The sequence below is a fragment of the Aggregatibacter sp. genome (genome assembly GCF_057314075.1).
In genome coordinates, this window is sequence record NZ_DBHLAR010000005.1 from 92,681 (window position 1) to 114,239 (window position 21,559).

The window sequence follows — 21,559 nt, forward strand, 5'->3', positions numbered from 1 at the left end:
CTAATTCCCTTCTAATACAGATAGTTCAGGTAAGGTTGAAAAGCTTTGTGCTTTAACGGTTTCATAGAAGTCATCCACGAAAGCAACTTGCGCATCCGCTTCACGAAAAGCCGCGTATAAATTGCTGTGTAAACCTTGGTCGGTAATTTTGCGCGCCACAATATAACCACGATCTAAATAAGGTTTCGCCGCCCAAAACGGCAATGCTGCCACACCACGCTTACTGGCCACCAACTGAATAATGGCAATGGTGAGCTCACTGGTTCGACGGGTCGGATTAATACCTTTCGGATGCAATACTTTACGTAGCAAATCCAACATATCATCCGGTACAGGATAAGTAATCAGCGTTTGATCAATAAAATCTTCCGCCTGCCAAATATCCTTCGCGGCAAGCGGGTGATCTTTCGCACATAGCCCTACCATTTCATAGGAAAACAACGGCTTATACACAATACCCGGATTTTCTTCCACTTCTTGCACCACCGCCCAATCGGCACGATGACTTAACAGCAAACCAATGGCGTCGGTATGGAAACCGGACACGATATCCAGTTCTACCAACGGCCAATGTTTACGGAAAGAATCCATTGCCGGCATCAACCAATCAAAACAAGTATGGCACTCCACCGCAATGCGTAATTCCCCCGCATCCCCTTGTTTTACACGTGCCAGATCGCGTTCGGCTTCAACCACTTTCGGCATGATTTCATTAGCAAGTTGAATTAACCGTTCCCCTGCGGCAGTGAAATGCAAGGGTTGGGTTTTACGTTCAAATAACGGCAAACCGTATTGATCTTCTAATAATTTAATTTGGTGGGACAAAGCTGACTGGGTGAGATAAACCCGTTTGGCCGCTAACGAAACGCTGCCGGTTTCTTTTAGGGCTAACAAGGTTTTTAAATGTCTGAGTTCAAGGAAGATTGGTTTCATGAGAAAGATTCATACTTATGAGAAAAATGATGAAACCCTATAATACACGAAAATACCCTGCACTTTAATGTTACATGGAAGAAAAGTGCGGTGCATTTTCACTGTATTTTTTGCTTGTCACATATATTAACGCCATAAATCACAAGATCATTAAAATTTTTCATCAACTTTCAGAAAATTATTAATTTGCATAATAAATTTGATTCCGTCATTCTAGCCTCGTACAGACGTTTAGCCGTCTAAATCATTTAACCTATTGAGGAATTAACATGACAACATTTCATTTATCGGGTTTCCCACGCGTAGGGGCAAAACGTGAACTTAAATTTGCCCAAGAACGTTACTGGCGCGGTGAGATCGCTGAAGCCGATTTATTAGACATCGCAAAAAAACTGCGTGAAATTAACTGGCAACACCAAGCCAATGCAAACGCGGATTTCGTGGCAGTGGCAGATTTCACTTTCTACGATCACATTTTAGATTTACAAGTGGCAACAGGCGCCATTCCTGCACGCTTTGGTTTTGATAGCCAAAACTTAACCTTGGATCAATATTTCCAATTGGCGCGTGGCAACAAAACACAATTCGCCATTGAAATGACCAAATGGTTCGACACCAACTACCACTATCTTGTGCCGGAATTCCACAAAGACACCCAATTTAAAGCTAACCCGGCGCACTATGTGCAACAAATCCGCGAAGCTAAAGCCCTTGGTCATAACGTGAAACCCACCCTCGTTGGCCCATTAACCTTCCTTTGGTTAGGGAAAGAAAAAGGTGCAGCATTTAATCGTTTCGATTTGTTAAACAAACTCGTGCCGGTTTATGTGGACATCTTAAACGCATTAACCGCTGAAGGCGTGGAATACATTCAAATTGATGAACCTGCCTTAACCCTTGATTTACCGGCAGAGTGGATTGCCGCCTATAAAGCGGTTTATGCGACGTTTGCTGCGCAAGTCAATGCCAAACTCTTGCTTGCCACCTATTTCGGATCTGTGGCAGAACATGCGGATTTATTGAAATCCTTGCCGGTAGCCGGTCTTCACATTGATTTGGTGCGCGCGCCGGAACAAGTGTATGAATTCGTTGATTATGACAGAATCCTTTCCGTGGGCGTAATTGACGGACGTAATATTTGGCGTGCGAACTTAAACCAAGTGTTAGATGTGGTTGAACCACTAAAAGCAAAATTAGGTGAGCGTTTATGGATTGCGCCAAGCTGTTCTCTACTCCATACGCCTTATGATTTGGCGGTGGAAACCCAGCTACAAGCCAACAAGCAGGAGCTTTATCAATGGTTGGCGTTCACCTTGCAAAAAATTCAAGAATTACGCGTCATTAAGACCGCACTTGAGCAAAGCAGAGCAGCTGTGCAAGCAGAGCTTGATGCCAGCCAAGCAGCCGCTGACGCGCGTAAAAACTCTCGTGAAATCCACCGCACTTGTGTGGCGGAACGTTTGGCAAACCTGCCGAAAAATGCCGATCAACGTAAATCGCCATTTGCGGAACGGATTAAATTACAAAATGCGTGGTTAAATCTACCGTTGCTGCCAACCACCAATATTGGTTCCTTCCCGCAAACCACGGAAATTCGTCATGCCCGTGCCGCCTTCAAAAAAGGCGATCTCAGCTTGGCAGATTACGAAGCGGCAATGAAAAAAGAAATTGAATTCGTGGTGCGTGAGCAAGAAAAATTGGATTTAGACGTGTTAGTGCATGGCGAAGCGGAACGTAACGACATGGTGGAATACTTCGGCGAATTGCTGGATGGGTTTGCATTCACCAAATTCGGTTGGGTACAAAGTTACGGTTCCCGCTGCGTCAAACCACCGGTCATTTACGGCGATGTCACCCGTCCGGAACCAATGACCGTGCGTTGGTCGCAATATGCCCAAAGCCTCACCAACAAAGTGATGAAAGGCATGTTAACCGGTCCGGTAACCATTTTACAATGGTCTTTCGTGCGTAATGACATTCCTCGTTCCACCGTATGTAAACAAATTGCTGTAGCGCTTTCTGACGAAGTGTTAGATTTAGAAAAAGCCGGCATTAAAGTCATTCAAATTGACGAACCGGCCATTCGCGAAGGTTTACCGCTTAAACGCGCCGATTGGGACGCTTACTTACAATGGGCAGGCGAAGCTTTCCGTTTAAGTTCAATGGGTTGTAAAGATGATACGCAAATTCACACACACATGTGTTATTCCGAATTTAACGACATTTTACCGGCGATTGCCGCCCTGGATGCCGACGTGATCACCATCGAAACCTCGCGCTCCGACATGGAATTGCTCACTGCCTTCGGTGATTTCAAATACCCGAACGATATCGGCCCGGGCGTGTACGACATCCACAGCCCACGCGTACCAACCGCAGAAGAAATCGAACATCTTCTTCGCAAAGCGTTACAAGTGGTACCAAAAGAACGCTTATGGGTAAACCCGGACTGCGGACTAAAAACCCGCGGCTGGCCGGAAACTATCGCCGCATTAAAAGTGATGGTAGATGTCACGAAGAAATTACGTGCGGAATTAGCCTAATTCACAGATAGTCGTTCACAAATAAAGGAAAAGCTGAATCTCAGGAGAGGTTCAGCTTTTTTGTTTTAGGGAAAAGAAAAGTGCGGTCGTTTTTAAAAGAGTTTTATTCAACAAAACACGGAAAGCGGTCTTTTTTAAACGTGTCGCTTCGCCGTGGAAGCAAAGGTAATTTTATCAGGGCGATAACTAATGCTACCGTACTGAAATGGGCGTCCGTCGGCTAAATAAGTGGTACTGGTAACATTCACAACCATATTATACTCACCGAGATCCATGGTGCTTTTTTCTTCTTCATTGGCATAACGAAACGCAATTTCACGCTGTGAATAACTAATTTTTAGACCTAGTTCACTTTCTAAATACTGATAAATGGATTGTTCCGCAATCTCACGATTAATAAAAGGCACAATGCGACGATCAAAGTAAGAGACTTCATATTCCACTGCTTCCCTATCAATTTCACGAACACGACCTATACGGTAAAAATCAATCTGCTCATTTACGTTAAAGATCCGCATTAGTTCTTCTTCCCCTTGCACAATATACAAGCTGGTTAAAGTTGTTCTTACTTGATGGGTTAAAGGACGATTCAACTCGCCAACGGTTTTAATTTCAGAAAGCTGTTGAGGCGTAGATAAATTATGTGCAAGAACAATAGAAGCCCGCCCCTGCTGTTTCTGAATATATCCGTCCATCTCAAGCAGAGAAAGGGCTTTGCGAATGGTATCTTTAGAAAAGCCATATTCTTGCATAAGCTCACTTTCACTGGGCAACTCTTGCTTTGGCGGTAAAATTCCATCGTTTATTTTGCTTTTTATATCGTTATAAACCGCTTTGTATTTACTCACTTTTCCACTCCATTTTGGACTTTTATTCCTTCTTTAAACCGGTAATAGAATACCATAAACTCTTATAGTTATACGTATAGTTTTTGTGATCAAAATCACACTTTTACGTTAACATACATAACTTTTACGTAAAAGTTATTGAGTAAAATAAAATTTAGATTAGAATCTCTACAATTTTTACTTCTGAAGGGAAAAATTATGCTTACTCGGTCAAGTGGTGTTTTAATGCATATCACCTCATTACCCAATGCATTTGGAATTGGTAGTTTTGGACAATCTGCTTATGATTTTGTGGATTTTTTAGTTGAAACAAAACAAACCTATTGGCAAATCCTTCCATTAACCACCACCAGCTACGGTGATTCCCCTTATCAATCCTTCTCTGCTATTGCAGGTAACACACATTTAATTGATTTTGCTTTACTCACCCAAATGGGTTTATTGCAAGAAACGGATTATGCTTCGGTTAATTTTGGTGATGATCCGACAAAAGTGGATTATGAACGTATTTTTTATGCGCGCCGTCCAATTTTAGAAATCGCCGTCAAACATTTCCTTACCGATAAAAAACACCAAGCAGACTTCAAAAACTTTGAAAAAAACAACCGCACTTGGCTGGAAGACTATGCGGAATTTATGGCTATCAAAGAGCATTTCGGCAATAAAGCCCTACAAGAATGGGAAGATAAACAGGTTGTTGCCCGTCAACCCGAAACACTTAGAAAATATCGCGCAATGCTGAAAGCGCAAATTCAGTATTTCAAAGTAACGCAATATTTCTTTTTCCAACAATGGTTGGCATTGAAAAATTACGCTAATCAAAGAGGAATTAAAATTATCGGCGATATGCCTATTTATGTAGCGGCAGACAGTGTTGAAGTATGGACAATGCCGGAACTTTTCCAATTAGATAAAGAACGCAATCCGCTTTTCGTCGCCGGTGTCCCTGCCGATCAGTTTAGCGCCACCGGACAACTCTGGGGTAATCCGCTTTATAACTGGGCTGAACATAAGAAACAAGGCTATGCTTGGTGGATTCATCGCATTGAGGAAAGCTTTAAAATTTACGATGTACTTCGTATCGATCATTTCAAAGGTTTCTCCGATTATTGGCAAGTGGATGGTAAAGCAGACATTGCCAAATATGGTAGCTGGCAACCTGGCCCGGGATATGATTTATTCAAAGCAGTAAAAGCACAGCTAGGTGATTTGCCGATTATCGCTGAAGATCTCGGCAATATTGATGAAAAAGCGAAGAAATTACTGGCTGATTGCGGTTATCCCGGCATGAAAATTTTGCAATTCGGTTTTGAAGATGTGACTGGTAAAAGCCTGGATAGCCCACATTATTGCATACCGCATTGCATTGCTTACACCGGCACGCACGATAATGATGTCACAAATGGTTGGTATGACGGATTAACTTCGAAACAGCAACAATATATCAATGCTTATACCCATCGTGCTGCGGATGAATCTGTTTGTCAGGCAATGATTCGCCAATTATTTGCTACCGTAAGTAATACGGCGATTGCCTCCATGCAAGATATTTTAGATTTGCCCGCCGGCTCAAGAATGAATATTCCGTCCACGATTGGCGGGAACTGGGAATGGCGAATGCAAGAAAGTGATTTAACCAACGCCAAAAAAGATTTCTTAACCCAAATAACCACGTTATATGGGCGTGCCAATAAGGAAAAAAGAATGATTAAATTTAGTGAATTTGTACAACAAACAACAAACAAAAAACTTGAAAAGTTAAGTGATCAGGCGATTTACGTACAGTTATTAAACTATGTTAAAACTCTTGCCGCGAATAAAGGCAAAAATACGGCTAAACGTAAGGTTTACTACATTTCTGCGGAGTTTTTAATTGGTAAATTACTGTCTAACAATTTAATCAATCTTGGCGTATATCAAGAAATCAAAGATGAATTGGCGCAGGCAGGAAAATCCCTAAGCCATATTGAAGATATTGAGCCGGAACCATCTTTAGGGAACGGCGGATTAGGTCGTTTAGCGTCCTGTTTTATTGATTCCATGTCCACACTCGGGCTAAATGCGGAAGGTGTAGGCTTAAATTACCATTGTGGTTTGTTTAAACAAGTCTTTAAAAACAATGAGCAACATGCTGAACCGAATGATTGGATTGAAAAAGAGTCTTGGTTAATCCCGACAAATATCCGTTATGAAGTACCATTTAAAGACTTCACGTTAACCTCTAAATTAGATCGTATTGATATTCTTGGTTACAAAAAAGACACCCAAAATTATCTCAACTTATTTGATATTGAATCCATTAATCATAAATTGATTAAAGAAGGTATCACCTTTGATAAAACAAAAATCAAAGAAAATCTGACCTTATTCCTTTATCCGGATGACTCCGATAAAAACGGTGAATTATTACGTATTTATCAGCAATATTTTATGGTCTCCAATGCGGCGCAGTTATTAATTGATGAAGCTATTGCGCGTGGCAGTAATTTACATGATTTAGCCGATTATGCGTATGTGCAAATTAATGACACGCACCCATCCATGGTGATTCCGGAATTAATTCGCTTATTAACGGAAAAACATCGTATTAAATTTGCAGAAGCGGTAGAAATCGTACGTAATATGGTGGGCTACACGAACCATACGATTCTTGCCGAAGCCTTAGAAAAATGGCCTTTAGCTTATTTAGAAGAAGTGGTTCCTCATTTAGTGAAGATCATCAAAAAACTGAATAAATTAGTGCAGAAAGAATATCCGAATCCTGATGTACAAATTATTGATAAGCAAAAACGCGTCCATATGGCGCATATGGATATTCATTTTTCAAACTCCGTAAACGGTGTGGCAGCACTACACACGGAAATTTTGAAAAATTCCGAACTCAAAGCGTTTTATGAAATTTATCCGGAGAAGTTTAATAATAAAACTAACGGAATCACCTTCCGTCGTTGGTTAGAATTTTCTAACCAAGCGTTATCTGCTTATATTAAACAACTTATTGGCGATGAGTACTTACATGATGCAACACAATTAGAAAAACTGCTTGCCTTTAAAGATGACAAAAAAGTGCATCAAAAATTAGCTGAAATTAAATTCCGGAATAAATTGGCACTGAAAACCTACCTTAAAGAAAACAAAGGCATTGAGTTGGATGAAAATTCTATTATCGATACGCAAATTAAGCGTTTCCACGAATATAAACGCCAACAAATGAATGCGCTTTATGTGATTCATAAATACCTTGAAATCAAAGCGGGCAAACTGCCGAAACGTAAAATTACCGTGATTTTCGGTGGGAAAGCCGCACCGGCTTACGTGATTGCACAAGATATTATTCATTTAATTCTTTGCTTGTCTGAATTAATCAATAAGGATCCGGATGTGAATCAGTATTTAAACGTGTATTTAGTGGAAAACTACAATGTTAGCGTGGCGGAAAAATTGATTCCGGCAACAGATATTTCAGAACAAATATCCCTTGCTTCAAAAGAAGCATCCGGTACCGGCAATATGAAGTTTATGCTGAATGGTGCATTAACTTTAGGCACCATGGATGGTGCAAATGTCGAAATCGCAGAATTAGCCGGCGCAGAAAATATTTATACTTTTGGTAAGGATGCTGAAAGCATTATCAAGCTGTATGAAACTGCCGGTTATGTGTCGAAAGATTACTATGAAAAGGATAAATATATTAAAAGAGCGGTCGATTTTATCCTTGATTCTACGCTAGTGAAACTGGGTAATAAAACGCGTTTAAAACGTCTGCATGATGAATTGCTTAATAAAGACTGGTTTATGACCTTAATTGATTTTGATGCGTATGTGAAAGCAAAAGAACACATTTTAGCGGATTATGAAGATCAAGATAGCTGGAATAGAAAAGTGATTCATAATATCGCGAAAGCGGGCTTTTTCTCATCTGATCGCACCATTGCACAATATAACGCTGATATTTGGCATTGTGAGGATTAAAGGGGAGAATCGATGAAACTGCTCACCCTAAATACACACGCTTGGTTAGAAGATAACCAAGCGGAAAAAATGAATGTTATTGCCGAGACTATTGTTGAAAAGGGCTATGACATTATCGCTTTGCAAGAAGTGAATCAATTAATGTCAGCTCCCCTAATTTCACAAGCATTAAAGCAAGATAACTATGGCGTTGTGTTACTGAATAAAATCAATCAACGGGTGACACAAAAATATTCGCTATTTTGGAGCAATTCACATATTGGCTACGATAAATATGACGAAGGTATCGCCTTTTTAACCCGCCTGCCCGTTTATGACGTGGATACTTTTTATTGCAGCCAACATCAGCGCCTCGATTCTATCCTCTCTCGCAAAATTATTGGCTTAACCGTGGAATATCAAGGCCAACTTGTAGATTGTTACTCCTGCCATATCAACTTACCGAATTGCGCAGGTGAAAATCAACTGGACAACATTCGCAATATCATAGAGCGCAGCCAAAGCCGAAATCTTAAAATTTTGATGGGCGATTTCAATACGGATGCAATCAGCGATCCAAACACTTATCAGAAAATCAAATCTCTCGGTTTACTTGATACTTTTGAGATCGCGGAACAGAAAGATAGTGGGATTACTGTTGAAAAAGCCATTGATGGCTGGAAAGGCCACAGCGAAGAAAAGCGCTTAGATTACATTTTTTTAAATCAACCGAAACAGGTTTTATCCAGTCAGGTGGTTTTTAATGGCAAAAATAAACCGGTCGTTTCCGATCATTTCGGTTTAGACGTTGAGCTCATTTTGTAGGAGAACACATATGAAAAAATTGCTCAGTTTTGAATTTTGGCAAAAATTCGGCAAATGTCTGATGGTCGTGATTGCCGTAATGCCTGCTGCAGGTTTAATGGTGAGTATCGGTAACTCATTACCATTAATTAGTGATGCTGAATGGCTGGCTCGCATTGGCCATATCATTGCGCAAATTGGTTGGGGGATTATTGGTAACTTACATCTCTTATTTGCTTTGGCGATTGGTGGTAGTTGGGCAAATGAACGTGCGGGTGGTGCGTTTGCCGCAGGCCTTGCCTTTATCTTAATCAACTTGATTACCGGTCATTTCTTCGGCGTAAAAATTGAAATGCTGACCGATCCGAATGCCCACGTCAGCACCATCTTGGCCGGTGATATTCCGGTGGCCAACTACTTTGTGAATATCCTTGGACAACCTGCATTAAATATGGGTGTATTTGTAGGGATCATCGCCGGTTTTGTAGGGGCTACCACCTTTAACAGCTACTACAATTTCCGCAAACTGCCTGAAGTACTTACCTTCTTTAACGGTAAACGCTTTGTGCCATTTGTAGTGATTTACCGTTCCGTTTTAGTGTCGTTGGTGTTGGCGGTGTTCTGGCCGGTAGTGCAAACTGGGATCAATCATTTCGGTGAATGGATTGCCAACTCACAAGACTCCGCGCCTATCCTTGCGCCTTTTGTTTACGGCACATTAGAACGTCTTTTACTGCCTTTCGGTTTACACCATATGCTCACCATTCCGATGAACTACACCTCATTGGGCGGAACCTATGAATTCTTAACCGGTATGCAACAAGGCAAACAAGTATTCGGACAAGACCCATTATGGCTCGCTTGGATCAGTGATTTAATCAACCTGAAAGACGCGGGCAATATGACACAATATAACGAACTTCTCTCAACCGTAACACCTGCGCGCTTTAAAGTGGGCCAAATGATCGGCTCAAGCGGTATTCTAATGGGAATTACACTCGCCATGTACGTAAACGTTGATCAGGATAAAAAAACCATCTACAAAGGGATTTTCCTTTCTTCTGCCCTTGCCGTGTTCTTAACCGGCGTAACAGAACCGATCGAATATATGTTTATGTTCGTTGCACTACCGCTTTACCTTGTGTATGCGGTCATCCAAGGTTGTGCATTTGCCATGGCGGATATTGTGAACTTACGCGTTCACTCATTCGGTAACATTGAGTTTTTAACCCGTACACCAATGGCGATTAAAGCGGGCATCGGCATGGATCTCATCAACTTCATTTGGGTATCCAGTGTGTTTGCGATCGCAGCGTTCTTAATTGCGAATTTCATGATTAAGAAACTCAACTTAGCCACCGCCGGTCGCAACGGCAACTACGATGCAAAAGGCACTGACGAAGCCCCTGCTGAGGAGAAAAAAGTCGCTAATGCCAGTGCACAAGTGGTGCAAATCATCAATCTTCTTGGCGGACGCAACAATATTGCCGAGGTAGATGCTTGTATGACCCGTTTACGTATCACCGTTCACAACCCTGATTTGGTGGGCGATGCTGCGGCTTGGAAACAGGCAGGCGCAATGGGTTTTATCGTCAAAGGTACTGGCATTCAAGCCATTTATGGGCCAAAAGCAGATGTACTGAAATCGGATATTCAAGACCTACTCTCTTCAGGCGTTGAAATTCCGAAAATGTAACAATATGCAAACATAGATAAACCAAAAGAGCAGTTAAAATGATCTAACCCCAAAAGAAAAGCTGAATCTCGAAAGAGGTTCAGCTTTTTATTTCTATGAAAAGAAAGTGCGGTGGGTTTTGAGCATATTTTTGAAATGTAAAAACGTCAGGAATAAAACTCAATATCTTTGAGATGCCGTATTACCGACAGATTCAAAATAAACAAATCGGTTTTGCTGAATTGCAAATAAAACAACCGCACTTTTCTGTCTTTCACTTTTAATCATCCATCAGTAAAAAATATTTTCCTTGTAATAATTGACTTTTCTCCCCTCTGCCCTTACCTTACAGCAACGTTATAACCGCTTATTTTCTTTAAATTTAAAGGAGTTTTTATGCAATCTCGTATTATTGTTGACAGCAGAGAAGAATCGTTGCTTAGCACGCACAAAGTGTTACGTAACACCTATTTCTTGTTAGCATTAACATTAGCTTTTTCCGCCGTGGTGGCTTATGTGTCCATGGCAATGAATTTACCAAGACCGGGACTTATCATCATGCTTGTAGGCTTCTATGGGCTGCTTTTCTTAACCAATGCCTTAGCAAATAGCGCATTAGGGATTTTATCTGCCTTTGCCTTTACCGGTTTCTTAGGTTACACCGTAGGGCCAATTTTAAATGCCTATGTAAGCGCTGGTTTGGGTGATGCTATCGTGTTAGCGTTAGCAGGCACCGCAGCCACTTTCTTCGCTTGTTCCGCTTATGTCTTAACTACGAAGAAAGACATGTCTTTCTTATCCGGCACGATTCTAGCCTTATTCGTGGTGTTATTACTTGGCATGGTCGCGAGTTTCTTCTTCCAATTCCCGGCACTTTATGTGGGGATTAGCGCGTTATTCGTGATTTTCTCCACTATGGGAATTTTGTATGAAACCAGTAACATTATTCATGGCGGTGAAACCAACTACATTCGAGCAACCGTCAGTTTATTTGTGTCTATCTACAATCTGTTTATCAGCTTGTTAAACTTACTTTCCTTCTTCTCTTCCAGAGATTAATTATTAATTTGATAGATAAATTCAACGCCCCTTCTTTGGGGCGTTTTTATATAATCCGTCCTCATAAATACTAAGGTTATTATCATGCTTGAAGTCAATAATAAACACATTGAAACCGATGCTTCGGGTTATTTACTCAATATTGATGATTGGGATGTTGAAGTCGCGCAAGCCATTGCGAAATTAGAGAATTTGGAATTAACTGACGCTCACTGGGAAATCATTCATTTTGTACGCGCGTTTTATCAGGAATACAAAACCTCACCGGCGATTCGTATGCTGGTGAAAGCTACCGCACAAAAACTCGGTGAAGACAAAGGGAATAGTCGTTATTTACAACGTTTGTTTCCTGACGGTCCGGCAAAACAAGCCACAAAATTAGCCGGATTACCCAAACCAGCAAAATGCTTATAATTTATTTGATAATTATTTGCATTTAAAAAATAAAAGAATATAATTTACCCCGCAACTTATGTTGTTATTTTTTACTAAAACTTTTCAAAGGAGAAAAACATGCGTTTATTCGCGACATTAATCAGTGTGCTTGCACTAAGTTTAGGCAGCAGCTTCGCTTATGCAAAATTTAAAGTTGTTACCACCTTCACCATCATTCAAGATATGGCGCAAAATATCGCCGGTGATGCGGCTACCGTGGAATCAATCACCAAACCGGGAGCAGAAATTCACGATTATGAGCCAACCCCAAAAGACATCGTGAAAGCCCAATCTGCCGACCTCGTATTATGGAACGGTTTAAACCTTGAACGTTGGTTTGAAAAATTCTTCCAAAACGTGAAAGATAAACCGGCGGTTGTTGTAACTGAGGGTATCGAGCCAATGTCTATTAATGAAGGTCCTTATACCGGCAACCCAAATCCGCACGCCTGGATGTCCCCTTCCAATGCATTGATTTATATTGAGAACATTAAAAATGCGTTGGTAAAATACGATCCACAAAATAAAGAAACGTATGAAAAAAACGCCGCACTTTATGCACAAAAAATCAAAGCGTTGGATAAACCGCTTCGCGAAAAATTAGCACAAGTGCCGGAAGCTCAACGTTGGTTGGTCACCAGTGAAGGCGCTTTCAGCTATCTCACTCGTGACTATGGTTTTAAAGAAGCCTATTTATGGCCGATTAACGCAGAACAACAAGGTACGCCACAACAGGTTCGCAAAGTGATTGAAACCGTAAAAGCCAATAAGATTCCGGTCGTTTTCAGTGAAAGTACCATTTCACCGAAACCGGCAAAACAAGTGGCAAAAGAAAGTGGCGCGAAATACGGTGGTGTGCTTTATGTAGATTCGCTTTCCAATAAAAATGGCCCGGTGCCGACTTATGTCGATTTGTTAAATACCACCGTGTCCACTATCGTAAAAGGATTTGAAAAATAATGTCATCGAATATTGCCTCGATTTGTGTTGAAGACGTTACAGTCCGCTATAACAACGGCCATACCGCCATCCATAATGTCTCCTTTCACTTGGAAGGAGGCACCACCTGTGCCCTCGTGGGCGTCAATGGTAGCGGAAAATCGACCTTGTTTAAAAGTCTCATGGGATTAATTCATCCACAACGAGGCAATATTACGTTGTGTCATTTGCCAATTAAACAGGCATTAAAACAAAACTTGGTCTCTTATGTTCCCCAGTCGGAAGAAGTTGACTGGCAATTCCCGGTGTCTGTTTATGATGTGGTGCTCATGGGACGCTACGGCTACATGAATTTCTTACGCCGCCCAAGTGAAACAGATAAGCAAAAAGTGCAAGAAGCCATGCAACGGGTGAACATTGAGCACCTTGCCCACCGTCAAATTGGTGAGCTTTCCGGTGGACAGAAAAAGCGCGTATTTTTAGCTCGTGCGCTTGCGCAACAAAGTAAGATTATTTTACTGGATGAACCTTTTACCGGCGTTGATGTGCAAACAGAAAATGCCATTGTCGATTTACTTGGGCAATTACGTAGCGAAGGTCATCTCATTTTGGTTTCTACCCACAACTTGGGGGCGGTACCGGATTTCTGTGATCAGGTGGTAATGATTAATCGCACTGTCATTGCGACGGGTTCAACAGAAACCACCTTCAACCAACATAACTTAGAACTCGCCTTTGGTGGCGTATTGCGTCACATTAAATTGCTCGGTACAGACCTACACGATGATGAAGATCCGCGCGCAGTCACCGTACTTACCGATGATGAACGGGCGGCGGTGTTTTATGGTAAAACCAAAGTCGATCCTCCGGCACCAATTGTGAGACAGTGCAAATCAGAGGAAAAACCCTAATGCTAGCGCTCTTACTGGAACCTTTTTCCTATGATTATATGGTGAAAGCCATCTTGCTCAGTTCTGCCGTCGGTGGCGTTTGTGCTTTCTTATCAGCTTATTTAATGCTAAAAGGTTGGTCTCTCATTGGGGATGCCCTTTCCCACTCGGTTGTTCCCGGTGTTGCCATCGCTTATGCGCTTTCCCTGCCTTATGCACTCGGCGCTTTCTTTTCCGGTATCTTAGCCGCCGTGTCTATTTTATGGGTGAAATCCATTACCAAACTGCGGGAAGATGCAGTTATCGGCTTCATTTTTACCACTTTTTTTGCGCTTGGTTTGTTGATCATTTCCCTCAATCCGACCTCTGTCAATGTGCAAGATATTGTGTTAGGTAACATCTTGGGCATTGCAGATGAAGATATTCTTCAAGTGGCAATCATCATTGGCATCAGTCTAATTTTATTACTCATTTTCTGGAAGGATCTGTTATTAATTTTCTTTGATGAAGTTCATGCCACTTCCGTAGGACTCACACCAATTTATTACAAAGTGCTGTTTTTTACGCTACTCAGCGCATGTGTCGTCGCCGCATTACAAACCGTCGGTGCGATTTTAGTTATCGCCATGGTAATCACACCGGGCGCTACTGCCTATTTACTTACCGATCGTTTTAAAACCCTTGCCATGATCGCCGTTATTCTAGGCATTCTTTCCAGTGCGATTGGCGTGTATATCAGTTATTTCTTAGATGGCGCAACGGGTGGCATTATTGTTTGTATTCAGACCGCACTTTTCCTATTGGCTTTTATTTTCTCGCCAAAATACGGCTTAATCCGCCAGCGTAAACCAATCACGAAAGAAGAGGTGCAACAATGAATGCTATTTATCAATGGCTCACCGAGCCTTTCGCGTATCCCTTTATGCAAAATGCGTTGATCACGGCGCTATTGGTCTCCGTTATTTGCGCCATGCTCTCCTGCTATTTAGTGTTGAAAGGTTGGTCGTTGATGGGGGATGCAATTTCTCATGCTGTTCTGCCGGGCATTGTGGTGGCTTTCTGGTTAAGTTTGCCTTTAACCATCGGTGCCTTTGTCGCCGGATTGCTCTGTTCTGTCTGTGTGGGATATTTAAAAGAAAACAGTCGTATTAAAGAAGATACCGCCATGGGCATTGTCTTTTCAGGGATGTTTGCGCTCGGGATTGTCTTGTTTAGCAAAATTGAAACGGATCAACATTTAACCCATATTTTATTTGGTAATTTGCTTGGCGTGAGCGATGCAGAAATGTTGCAAACGCTAGTCATCAGTGCGGTCGTTTTTTTGGTTGTTTTTTTACGTCGAAAAGATTTTTTACTTTATTGTTTTGATGCTACGCAAGCCAAAATCGTTGGCTTATCGCCTCGACTCTTGCATTACAGTTTACTGATTCTTCTCGCGTTAACCATCGTCAGTGCCATGCAAGTGGTAGGCGTAATCTTAGTCGTTGCGATGCTTATTTCACCGGGTATTACCGCGTTTATTTTAAGCAAGCGCTTTGATCATATGATTGTCATTGCCTTGGCAACATCTATCAGCACCAGTATCTTCGGAACGATTATTAGCTACCACATTGATGGCGCCACAGGCTCTTGCATTATTTTGTTACAAGCGGCGGTATTTTTAACCGCACTTATTTATAGCAAAATCAAACTGCGTTTCAGTGTAGCACTTGAAACGCCGTAAATTCTTTGTCGCCAAGATAATCTTCTACAAATACATCGTCCACGATGGCAGTGCGAGGCCCCTCTTGTAACCAAGCATCTAACGCTTCAATTTGACTTTCCGAACCGACGGCGATCACTTCCACGGTGCCGTCGGCAAGGTTACGTACAAATCCCGTTACGCCGATTTTCAGCGCTTGCTTCCACGTAAAATAACGAAACCCAACGCCTTGCACATAACCGTGAACACAAAAACGTTTTTTGACCATACAATTTCCTCTTAAAATTGAATAAAAACAAAAAACTAGCGGTTAAAGACAATTTTCTATTTTCATTTTTCCCAATTTGGAATAGCATACAAACTACGCTTTATTCCATAAAGTGTCATCTAATTTTAATGAATGTCCTTCAAAACAGGAGTAAATATGAAATTTCGTTTTGCTGTATTAACTGCAACACTTTTAGCCAGTACGGCGAGCTTTGCCGGCATGGTAACCAGCTCATCTAATATTGATTTTTTAGCCATTGACGGTCAAAAAGCAAACAAATCTTTATTGAAAGAAACTAACGCATTTAATATCAACGATACGCAAAAACACCAAGTTGTGGTTCGTGTGTCTGAAATTACTCAAGTTGGTTCCGATCGCTCCTTATTCGAATCTGATCCGATCGTTGTGACATTCCAAGGTTCAAGTGAAGATATCGTGATTTCAGCCCCACGTTTACAAAATGAACGTGATGTAAGTAACTTCAAACAATCTCCTGTGATTACCGTAAAAACCCAATCCGGCCACAATGTGGAAAATAAACAAGAATACTTAAAACAAGAAGGTTTATTCCCGGGCATGAACCTTATCAAAGACTTAAACGAATATAACGCGTCTGGCGCACCGGCCTCTTTACCTTCTTTAGCAACAATCACCACCTCAGCTGCAACAGCGGTAGTCGTTGGCGGTCCGGCTGCAACCGGTAAAGTAAACAAAGGTAAAGTAACATTACAAGGTGAAAACGTGGCAGAACAAATGTTGCAATATTGGTATCAACAAGCCGATAAAGAAACACAAACACGTTTCATTGATTGGGCGAAAAAACAAAAATAATTCGGTGTTCTATGCCAATTCATTTATTTCCAAAAAGTGAGCCTGCCCGCTCACTTTTTATTTAGGAGTCACCATGCAAACAACTTATCGCACACTACCCGTCAATAAACATATCGCACTCGTAGCACACGATCACTGTAAAGCAGATCTGATAAACTGGTGTAAAACCCACCGCACTTTTTTGGCAAACCACACGCTCTATGGCACCGGCACCACAGGGAATCTTATTCATCGTGAAACCGGTTTGACCGTCAATAGCTTGCTTAGCGGCCCAATGGGCGGCGATCAACAACTTGGTGGCTTAATCGCTGAAAATAAAATTGACTTGATGATTTTCTTCTGGGACCCGATGAATGCCGTACCGCATGACCCTGATGTTAAGGCGTTAATGCGTATTGCTACCGTTTGGAATATTCCTGTTGCAATGAATATGGCAAGTGCCGATTTTCTGGTCTCTTCACCACTTTTTAACGACACCTGCGATATTCGTATTCCTGACTATCAAGGTTATTTAAACGAACGCTTAAAATAGGCATTGTTATGAATTTAAGCCTGATTCTAAATATTCTCAATTTTGTCCTTGGCGGCTTCGCAACAACATTAGGGTGGTTATTCGCCACCCTAATGAGTGCCGTGTTGATCGTCACATTGCCTTATACGCGTAGTTGTTGGGAAATTTGTAAAATGTCATTGGTTCCCTTCGGCAACGATTTGATTCATGTGAAGTATTTGGAACCCAAAAGTGCGGTGGGAAATTCCCTCGGATCGTTGCTCAATGTTGTCTGGTTCATTCTTTTCGGTTGGTGGCTGTTTCTTGCCCATGTTTTTTGTGGCATTTCTCAATGTCTAACCATCATCGGTATCCCAACCAGATTGGCGAATTTCCATATCGCCAGAATTGCGTTATTTCCGGTCGGGCAACGGGTCATTCCAAAAGAAATGGCTGACCTGATTCGCCGACAAGCTACAGAAAAATATCAGCGTTTTTATCAATAATTCACCACGTCAAAGGTCAAGTATGCATAGCTGGTTCAATGCAAAAGTTATCGCCTCCATTCCGATTTTTATCGCCGTCAATTTGGCGGTGATTGCCATTTGGTATTTTGATATTTCCGAACAAAGTATGCCCTTGGTATTAGGCATCATTGCCGGCGGTTTGGTCGATTTAGATAACCGATTAACCGGTCGAATCAAGAACGTGCTTTATACGCTGCTCGCGTTTTCAGTTTCTACCATTAGCGTGCAACTGAGCATCAACCATAATTTCCAGTTTATGTTGTTGATGACGGCGATGACCTTTGTTTTCACGATGATTGGGGCAATCGGACAACGTTATAGCACCATCGCGTTCGGCACGTTGGTTGTGGCGCTATACACCACACTGACTTATTTGCCGGAAACCGTGTGGTATATGAACCCTCTGATGATTCTTTGCGGCACCTTGCTTTACAGTATCACCACATTATGCGTGCATTTATTTTTTCCGAATCGCCCGGTGCAGGAAAGTGTTGCCAAATCCTTTCTGGCGCTTGCCAATTACCTTGATGTCAAATCAACGTTTTTCGATCCCGATGATATTGAGCAAATTGACAATAAACACATTGCAATGGCGATGAAAAACAGTGTGCTGATTAACGCATTTAATGATTCACGCACCGCACTTTTTTATCGTATTCGTGGTCAACATCGCCACAGTCGTACGACCAAAATGATTCGCTATTATTTTTCTGCGCAAGATATTCATGAGCGCATAAGCTCTAATCATTTTGACTACCAAACCCTTGCGGAACACTTAAAAAATACCGATTTAATTTTTCGCATTCAACGCTTACTGGAACTCCAAGCCCAAGCGTGCCGTGATATTGCGCTAAGTTTGCAACAAAATAAAACCTACCGTTATGATCTGCGTTTAGAAAAAGCCATTAACGGATTAAATCAATCGTTTGAGCTTTATAGTAATAGCCATATTGAAGAAACCGAAAACCTCATTAATCTCCAAACGTTACTGGATAATTTAAAAAGTGTTGACTATCAATTACGCCATATCGATCAAGAAGTGAATGAGTTGGAACAAACCGATACGGCTCAAATTTATACGGAACAAATTACCGGCTTTAAAAATATCCTGCTTGCCCTGCGTAGCCACTTTAATTTCAATTCACAACTCTTTCGCCATGCGGTACGTTTGTCGATTGTGGTGTTTATTTGTTGCACCATCGGCGAATTTTTGCCGTTAGATCGGGCGTATTGGGTTTTATTAACCGCCGTCTTTGTTTGTCAGCCTAATTACACAGCCACCAAACTGCGTTTAAAACAACGCATTGTCGGCACGATTCTTGGGGTAATTATTGCGTCGCTTCTGCCTTATGCGAATCCGACACTGGAATTACAATTAGGCTTAATCGTGCTGACCAGCACCCTGTTTTTCTTTTTCCGAACCAATAATTACAGTTTTTCCACTTTCTTCATTACCTTACAGGTTATTTTCAGCTTTGATGTGATGGGCTTTAATGTGGAACAAGCGCTTTATTCTCGTGTGATTGACACCCTGATTGGCGCGACCATTTCTTGGTTTGCCGTGTCTTACTTATGGCCGGATTGGAAATATTTGCAATTGGATAAAGTCAGCCGTCAGGCAATCAAAAGCGATGCCCAATATTTGCTGTATATTGTCAGTCAATTACAGTTCGGCAAAGGCGATAACTTGAAATACCGCATTGCCCGTCGTTATGCCCATGAATATGCCTCGGCATTAAGTGCTACCATCTCCAATATGAACCATGAGCCGAAAAAATATCAGGCGCATTTACAGGCAGGATTTGAGCTTTTAAAAATTAATTATTCTCTACTTAGTTACATTTCTACGCTGGGCGCCTATCGCAGCAAAATGAAACAAATGCAACAAAGCACCTTCTTCTTAGCGGAATTTTATCCTGCTGCGAAGAAAATCATTCATATCCTAGAGAATATTGAGCAACTGACACCAACACAGTTTGAGACGTTGCACAATAATATTGAAGTGAGTTTGAAACAGGCTCAAAGCCATTTTGAAAAAAATAATAAAGCGGCACAGCTGCAAGCACACATTCCAATGCAGCAACTGAGCATGATCAATCAAATTTTACCGCCGCTTTACCAAGCCATTCAGAAATGTTGCTAGACATCAATCAAGATCAGAATAGCTGCCTCACCGCCCCATTCTTTTGGGGCTTGGTGCAATGCCCGTACTTTCGGGTGTTGTACTAACCAGCGGGGAATCTGGCGTTTTAACGTATAAGTGCCATAACCTGTCATCACACTGGCACAATAAAGATGTTCTTTCTCGCAGGTTTGAATTAATGCCGCCAGCTCTAATTTTGCCTGTTCACGCGTTAAGCCATGTAAATCCAAAAAAATCTCCGGTGAAAAATCGCCACGCCGTAATTGTTTCAACAAATGGGAATCTTCATTTTCACGCAAATATTTGACCGCACTTTCCTCATTTAACAACGGCTCATATTCATCAGAAAAATAAAATAACGTGTCTTGTTGTTCACGCTGTTCCTTTATCGTGGATTGCGTTTTCTTTTTATGGGACCTAGCAGCCACAAAAGTATCCTGTTTTAACGGTTTCACGCCTCTCATTTCAGCACGAAACAGGGAAATTGCTTCCTCATCTAACATTTCGTTTCCTATCTCAAATATGGTATAACTACGCGTAATTTTAACATTGATACGAGCAAATCATGAACCAAATTACCTTTAATCAGGAACTTATTGACGATATTTATTCCGCCAACGTGCAAGAAGAACTGCACACGATCAAAGATTTCCTACGTTGGTGCTACAGCACCTTCAATCGTGCCGACATTTACTACGGACACGGCTATGACAATGCTTGGGATGAAGCACAACAATTGGTCTTAGCTACCTTGCACCTCCCAGCTGATTTCCCAAGTGAATTGTATGACACCCGTCTCACTACGGCAGAAAAGCTTGAAATCATCCGTTTGGTCATCATCCGCATTGAAAAACGCATTCCTGTTGCTTACTTAATTCACCGTGCTTGGTTCTGCGGCTTAGAGTTTTATGTGGATGAACGCGTGATTGTTCCTCGCTCTCCCATCAGTGCCTTGATTGAACAAGGATTCGCCGGCTTATTAACACGTGAACCGCAACGTATTTTAGATATGTGTACCGGCAGCGGCTGTATTGCGATCGCCTGTGCGGAGCGCTTCCCTGAAGCCGATGTGGATGCGGTTGATCTCTCTTTTGATGCATTAAATGTTGCCGAAATCAACATTGAACGCCACAAATTAACTCACCGCGTCTTCCCGATTCAGTCGGATTTATTCTCCCGTTTATTGGAAGAACAGTATGATCTCATTGTCACTAACCCTCCTTATGTAGATCTAGAAGATCTCTCCGATATGCCGGAGGAATTTCACTACGAACCGGAAATGGCTCTCGGCTCCGGCAATGATGGGTTAACTATCACCAAAGAAATCCTGCGCCTAGCACCAAATTACTTAGCGGATGATGGCGTATTGGTGTGTGAAGTGGGTAACAGCATGGTGCATTTAATAGAACAATTCCCACAAGTGCCGTTCAACTGGCTTGAACTCGCCAATGGCGGTGTGGGTGTATTCGCCTTAACCAAAGCGCAATTAATTGAACATCAACATGCGTTTCAATAAACGGA

The 21,559-nt window shown here is 41.7% G+C and carries 19 protein-coding genes; 15 read left to right on the top strand and 4 right to left on the bottom strand.

What is annotated here, in order from left to right:
• Positions 1–933 carry a LysR family transcriptional regulator gene (locus ACO5E4_RS03990; RefSeq protein WP_485862154.1) on the bottom strand — a complete coding sequence of 311 codons (933 nt, stop codon included), beginning with the start codon at positions 931–933 and terminating at the stop codon, positions 1–3.
• 269 nt (positions 934–1,202) lie between these two features.
• On the opposite strand from ACO5E4_RS03990, the gene metE reads away from it, so the two are divergent.
• Positions 1,203–3,476, top strand: a complete 2,274-nt coding sequence (gene metE, locus ACO5E4_RS03995) for a 5-methyltetrahydropteroyltriglutamate--homocysteine S-methyltransferase (RefSeq protein ID WP_485862155.1) — start codon at positions 1,203–1,205, stop codon at positions 3,474–3,476.
• Between the two features lie 134 nt (positions 3,477–3,610).
• Here metE and ACO5E4_RS04000 read toward each other — a convergent pair whose 3' ends face one another.
• Entirely contained in the window at positions 3,611–4,324 is a 714-nt protein-coding gene (locus tag ACO5E4_RS04000; RefSeq protein ID WP_485862156.1) for a UTRA domain-containing protein, read from the bottom strand.
• A 198-nt stretch (positions 4,325–4,522) separates the two neighbouring features.
• On the opposite strand from ACO5E4_RS04000, the gene malQ reads away from it, so the two are divergent.
• The 9 genes from malQ (at position 4,523) to ACO5E4_RS04045 (ending at position 15,800) form a co-directional block, all read left to right on the top strand.
• Entirely contained in the window at positions 4,523–8,296 is a 3,774-nt protein-coding gene (gene malQ / locus ACO5E4_RS04005; RefSeq protein WP_485862157.1) for a 4-alpha-glucanotransferase, read from the top strand.
• Between the two features lie 12 nt (positions 8,297–8,308).
• Positions 8,309–9,100 (top strand): endonuclease/exonuclease/phosphatase family protein, encoded by a 792-nt coding sequence (locus ACO5E4_RS04010; RefSeq protein WP_485862158.1) that lies wholly within the window; start codon positions 8,309–8,311, stop codon positions 9,098–9,100.
• Positions 9,101–9,110: 10 nt separating this feature from the next.
• Positions 9,111–10,775, top strand: a complete 1,665-nt coding sequence (locus tag ACO5E4_RS04015; protein ID WP_485862159.1) for a PTS transporter subunit IIBC — start codon at positions 9,111–9,113, stop codon at positions 10,773–10,775.
• A gap of 375 nt (positions 10,776–11,150) precedes the next feature.
• Positions 11,151–11,813 (top strand): Bax inhibitor-1 family protein, encoded by a 663-nt coding sequence (locus tag ACO5E4_RS04020; protein WP_006717583.1) that lies wholly within the window; start codon positions 11,151–11,153, stop codon positions 11,811–11,813.
• Between the two features lie 84 nt (positions 11,814–11,897).
• On the top strand, positions 11,898–12,227 hold the full coding sequence (locus ACO5E4_RS04025) for a TusE/DsrC/DsvC family sulfur relay protein (protein ID WP_109859058.1): 330 nt from the start codon (positions 11,898–11,900) through the stop codon (positions 12,225–12,227).
• A gap of 99 nt (positions 12,228–12,326) precedes the next feature.
• Entirely contained in the window at positions 12,327–13,208 is an 882-nt protein-coding gene (gene afeA, locus ACO5E4_RS04030; RefSeq protein ID WP_021616593.1) for an iron ABC transporter substrate-binding protein AfeA, read from the top strand.
• Positions 13,208–14,098, top strand: a complete 891-nt coding sequence (afeB, locus tag ACO5E4_RS04035) for an ironABC transporter ATP-binding protein AfeB (protein ID WP_212510551.1) — start codon at positions 13,208–13,210, stop codon at positions 14,096–14,098. The genes afeA and afeB overlap by 1 nt, the downstream gene beginning before the upstream one ends.
• Positions 14,098–14,955: a metal ABC transporter permease gene (locus ACO5E4_RS04040; protein ID WP_109859061.1), complete on the top strand. Its 858-nt coding sequence runs from the start codon at positions 14,098–14,100 to the stop codon at positions 14,953–14,955. The genes afeB and ACO5E4_RS04040 overlap by 1 nt, the downstream gene beginning before the upstream one ends.
• Positions 14,952–15,800: a metal ABC transporter permease gene (locus ACO5E4_RS04045; RefSeq protein WP_212510550.1), complete on the top strand. Its 849-nt coding sequence runs from the start codon at positions 14,952–14,954 to the stop codon at positions 15,798–15,800. The genes ACO5E4_RS04040 and ACO5E4_RS04045 overlap by 4 nt, the downstream gene beginning before the upstream one ends.
• On the opposite strand, the gene ACO5E4_RS04050 is transcribed toward ACO5E4_RS04045, so the two are convergent.
• Positions 15,775–16,047 (bottom strand): acylphosphatase, encoded by a 273-nt coding sequence (locus tag ACO5E4_RS04050; protein WP_109432895.1) that lies wholly within the window; start codon positions 16,045–16,047, stop codon positions 15,775–15,777. The genes ACO5E4_RS04045 and ACO5E4_RS04050 overlap by 26 nt on opposite strands.
• Before the next feature lie 156 nt (positions 16,048–16,203).
• Between ACO5E4_RS04050 and ACO5E4_RS04055 the strand changes: the two genes are divergently transcribed.
• The 4 genes from ACO5E4_RS04055 (at position 16,204) to yccS (ending at position 20,038) form a co-directional block, all read left to right on the top strand.
• Positions 16,204–16,878, top strand: coding sequence for a curli polymerization inhibitor CsgI-related protein (locus tag ACO5E4_RS04055; protein WP_109432894.1), 675 nt, complete (start codon positions 16,204–16,206; stop codon positions 16,876–16,878).
• 73 nt (positions 16,879–16,951) lie between these two features.
• Complete coding sequence (gene mgsA, locus ACO5E4_RS04060) at positions 16,952–17,410, top strand: methylglyoxal synthase (RefSeq protein ID WP_006717566.1); 459 nt, start codon at positions 16,952–16,954, stop codon at positions 17,408–17,410.
• A gap of 8 nt (positions 17,411–17,418) precedes the next feature.
• Positions 17,419–17,874 carry a YccF domain-containing protein gene (locus ACO5E4_RS04065; protein WP_485862160.1) on the top strand — a complete coding sequence of 152 codons (456 nt, stop codon included), beginning with the start codon at positions 17,419–17,421 and terminating at the stop codon, positions 17,872–17,874.
• 22 nt (positions 17,875–17,896) lie between these two features.
• Positions 17,897–20,038: a YccS family putative transporter gene (gene yccS, locus ACO5E4_RS04070; protein WP_485862161.1), complete on the top strand. Its 2,142-nt coding sequence runs from the start codon at positions 17,897–17,899 to the stop codon at positions 20,036–20,038.
• Here the strand turns inward: yccS and smrB are convergent.
• Complete coding sequence (gene smrB, locus ACO5E4_RS04075) at positions 20,035–20,541, bottom strand: endonuclease SmrB (protein ID WP_212510546.1); 507 nt, start codon at positions 20,539–20,541, stop codon at positions 20,035–20,037. The genes yccS and smrB overlap by 4 nt on opposite strands.
• A 62-nt stretch (positions 20,542–20,603) precedes the next feature.
• Here smrB and prmB point away from each other — a divergent pair, with 62 nt between their 5' ends.
• Complete coding sequence (gene prmB, locus ACO5E4_RS04080) at positions 20,604–21,554, top strand: 50S ribosomal protein L3 N(5)-glutamine methyltransferase (protein WP_212510545.1); 951 nt, start codon at positions 20,604–20,606, stop codon at positions 21,552–21,554.
• The last annotated feature ends 5 nt before the right edge of the window (positions 21,555–21,559 follow it).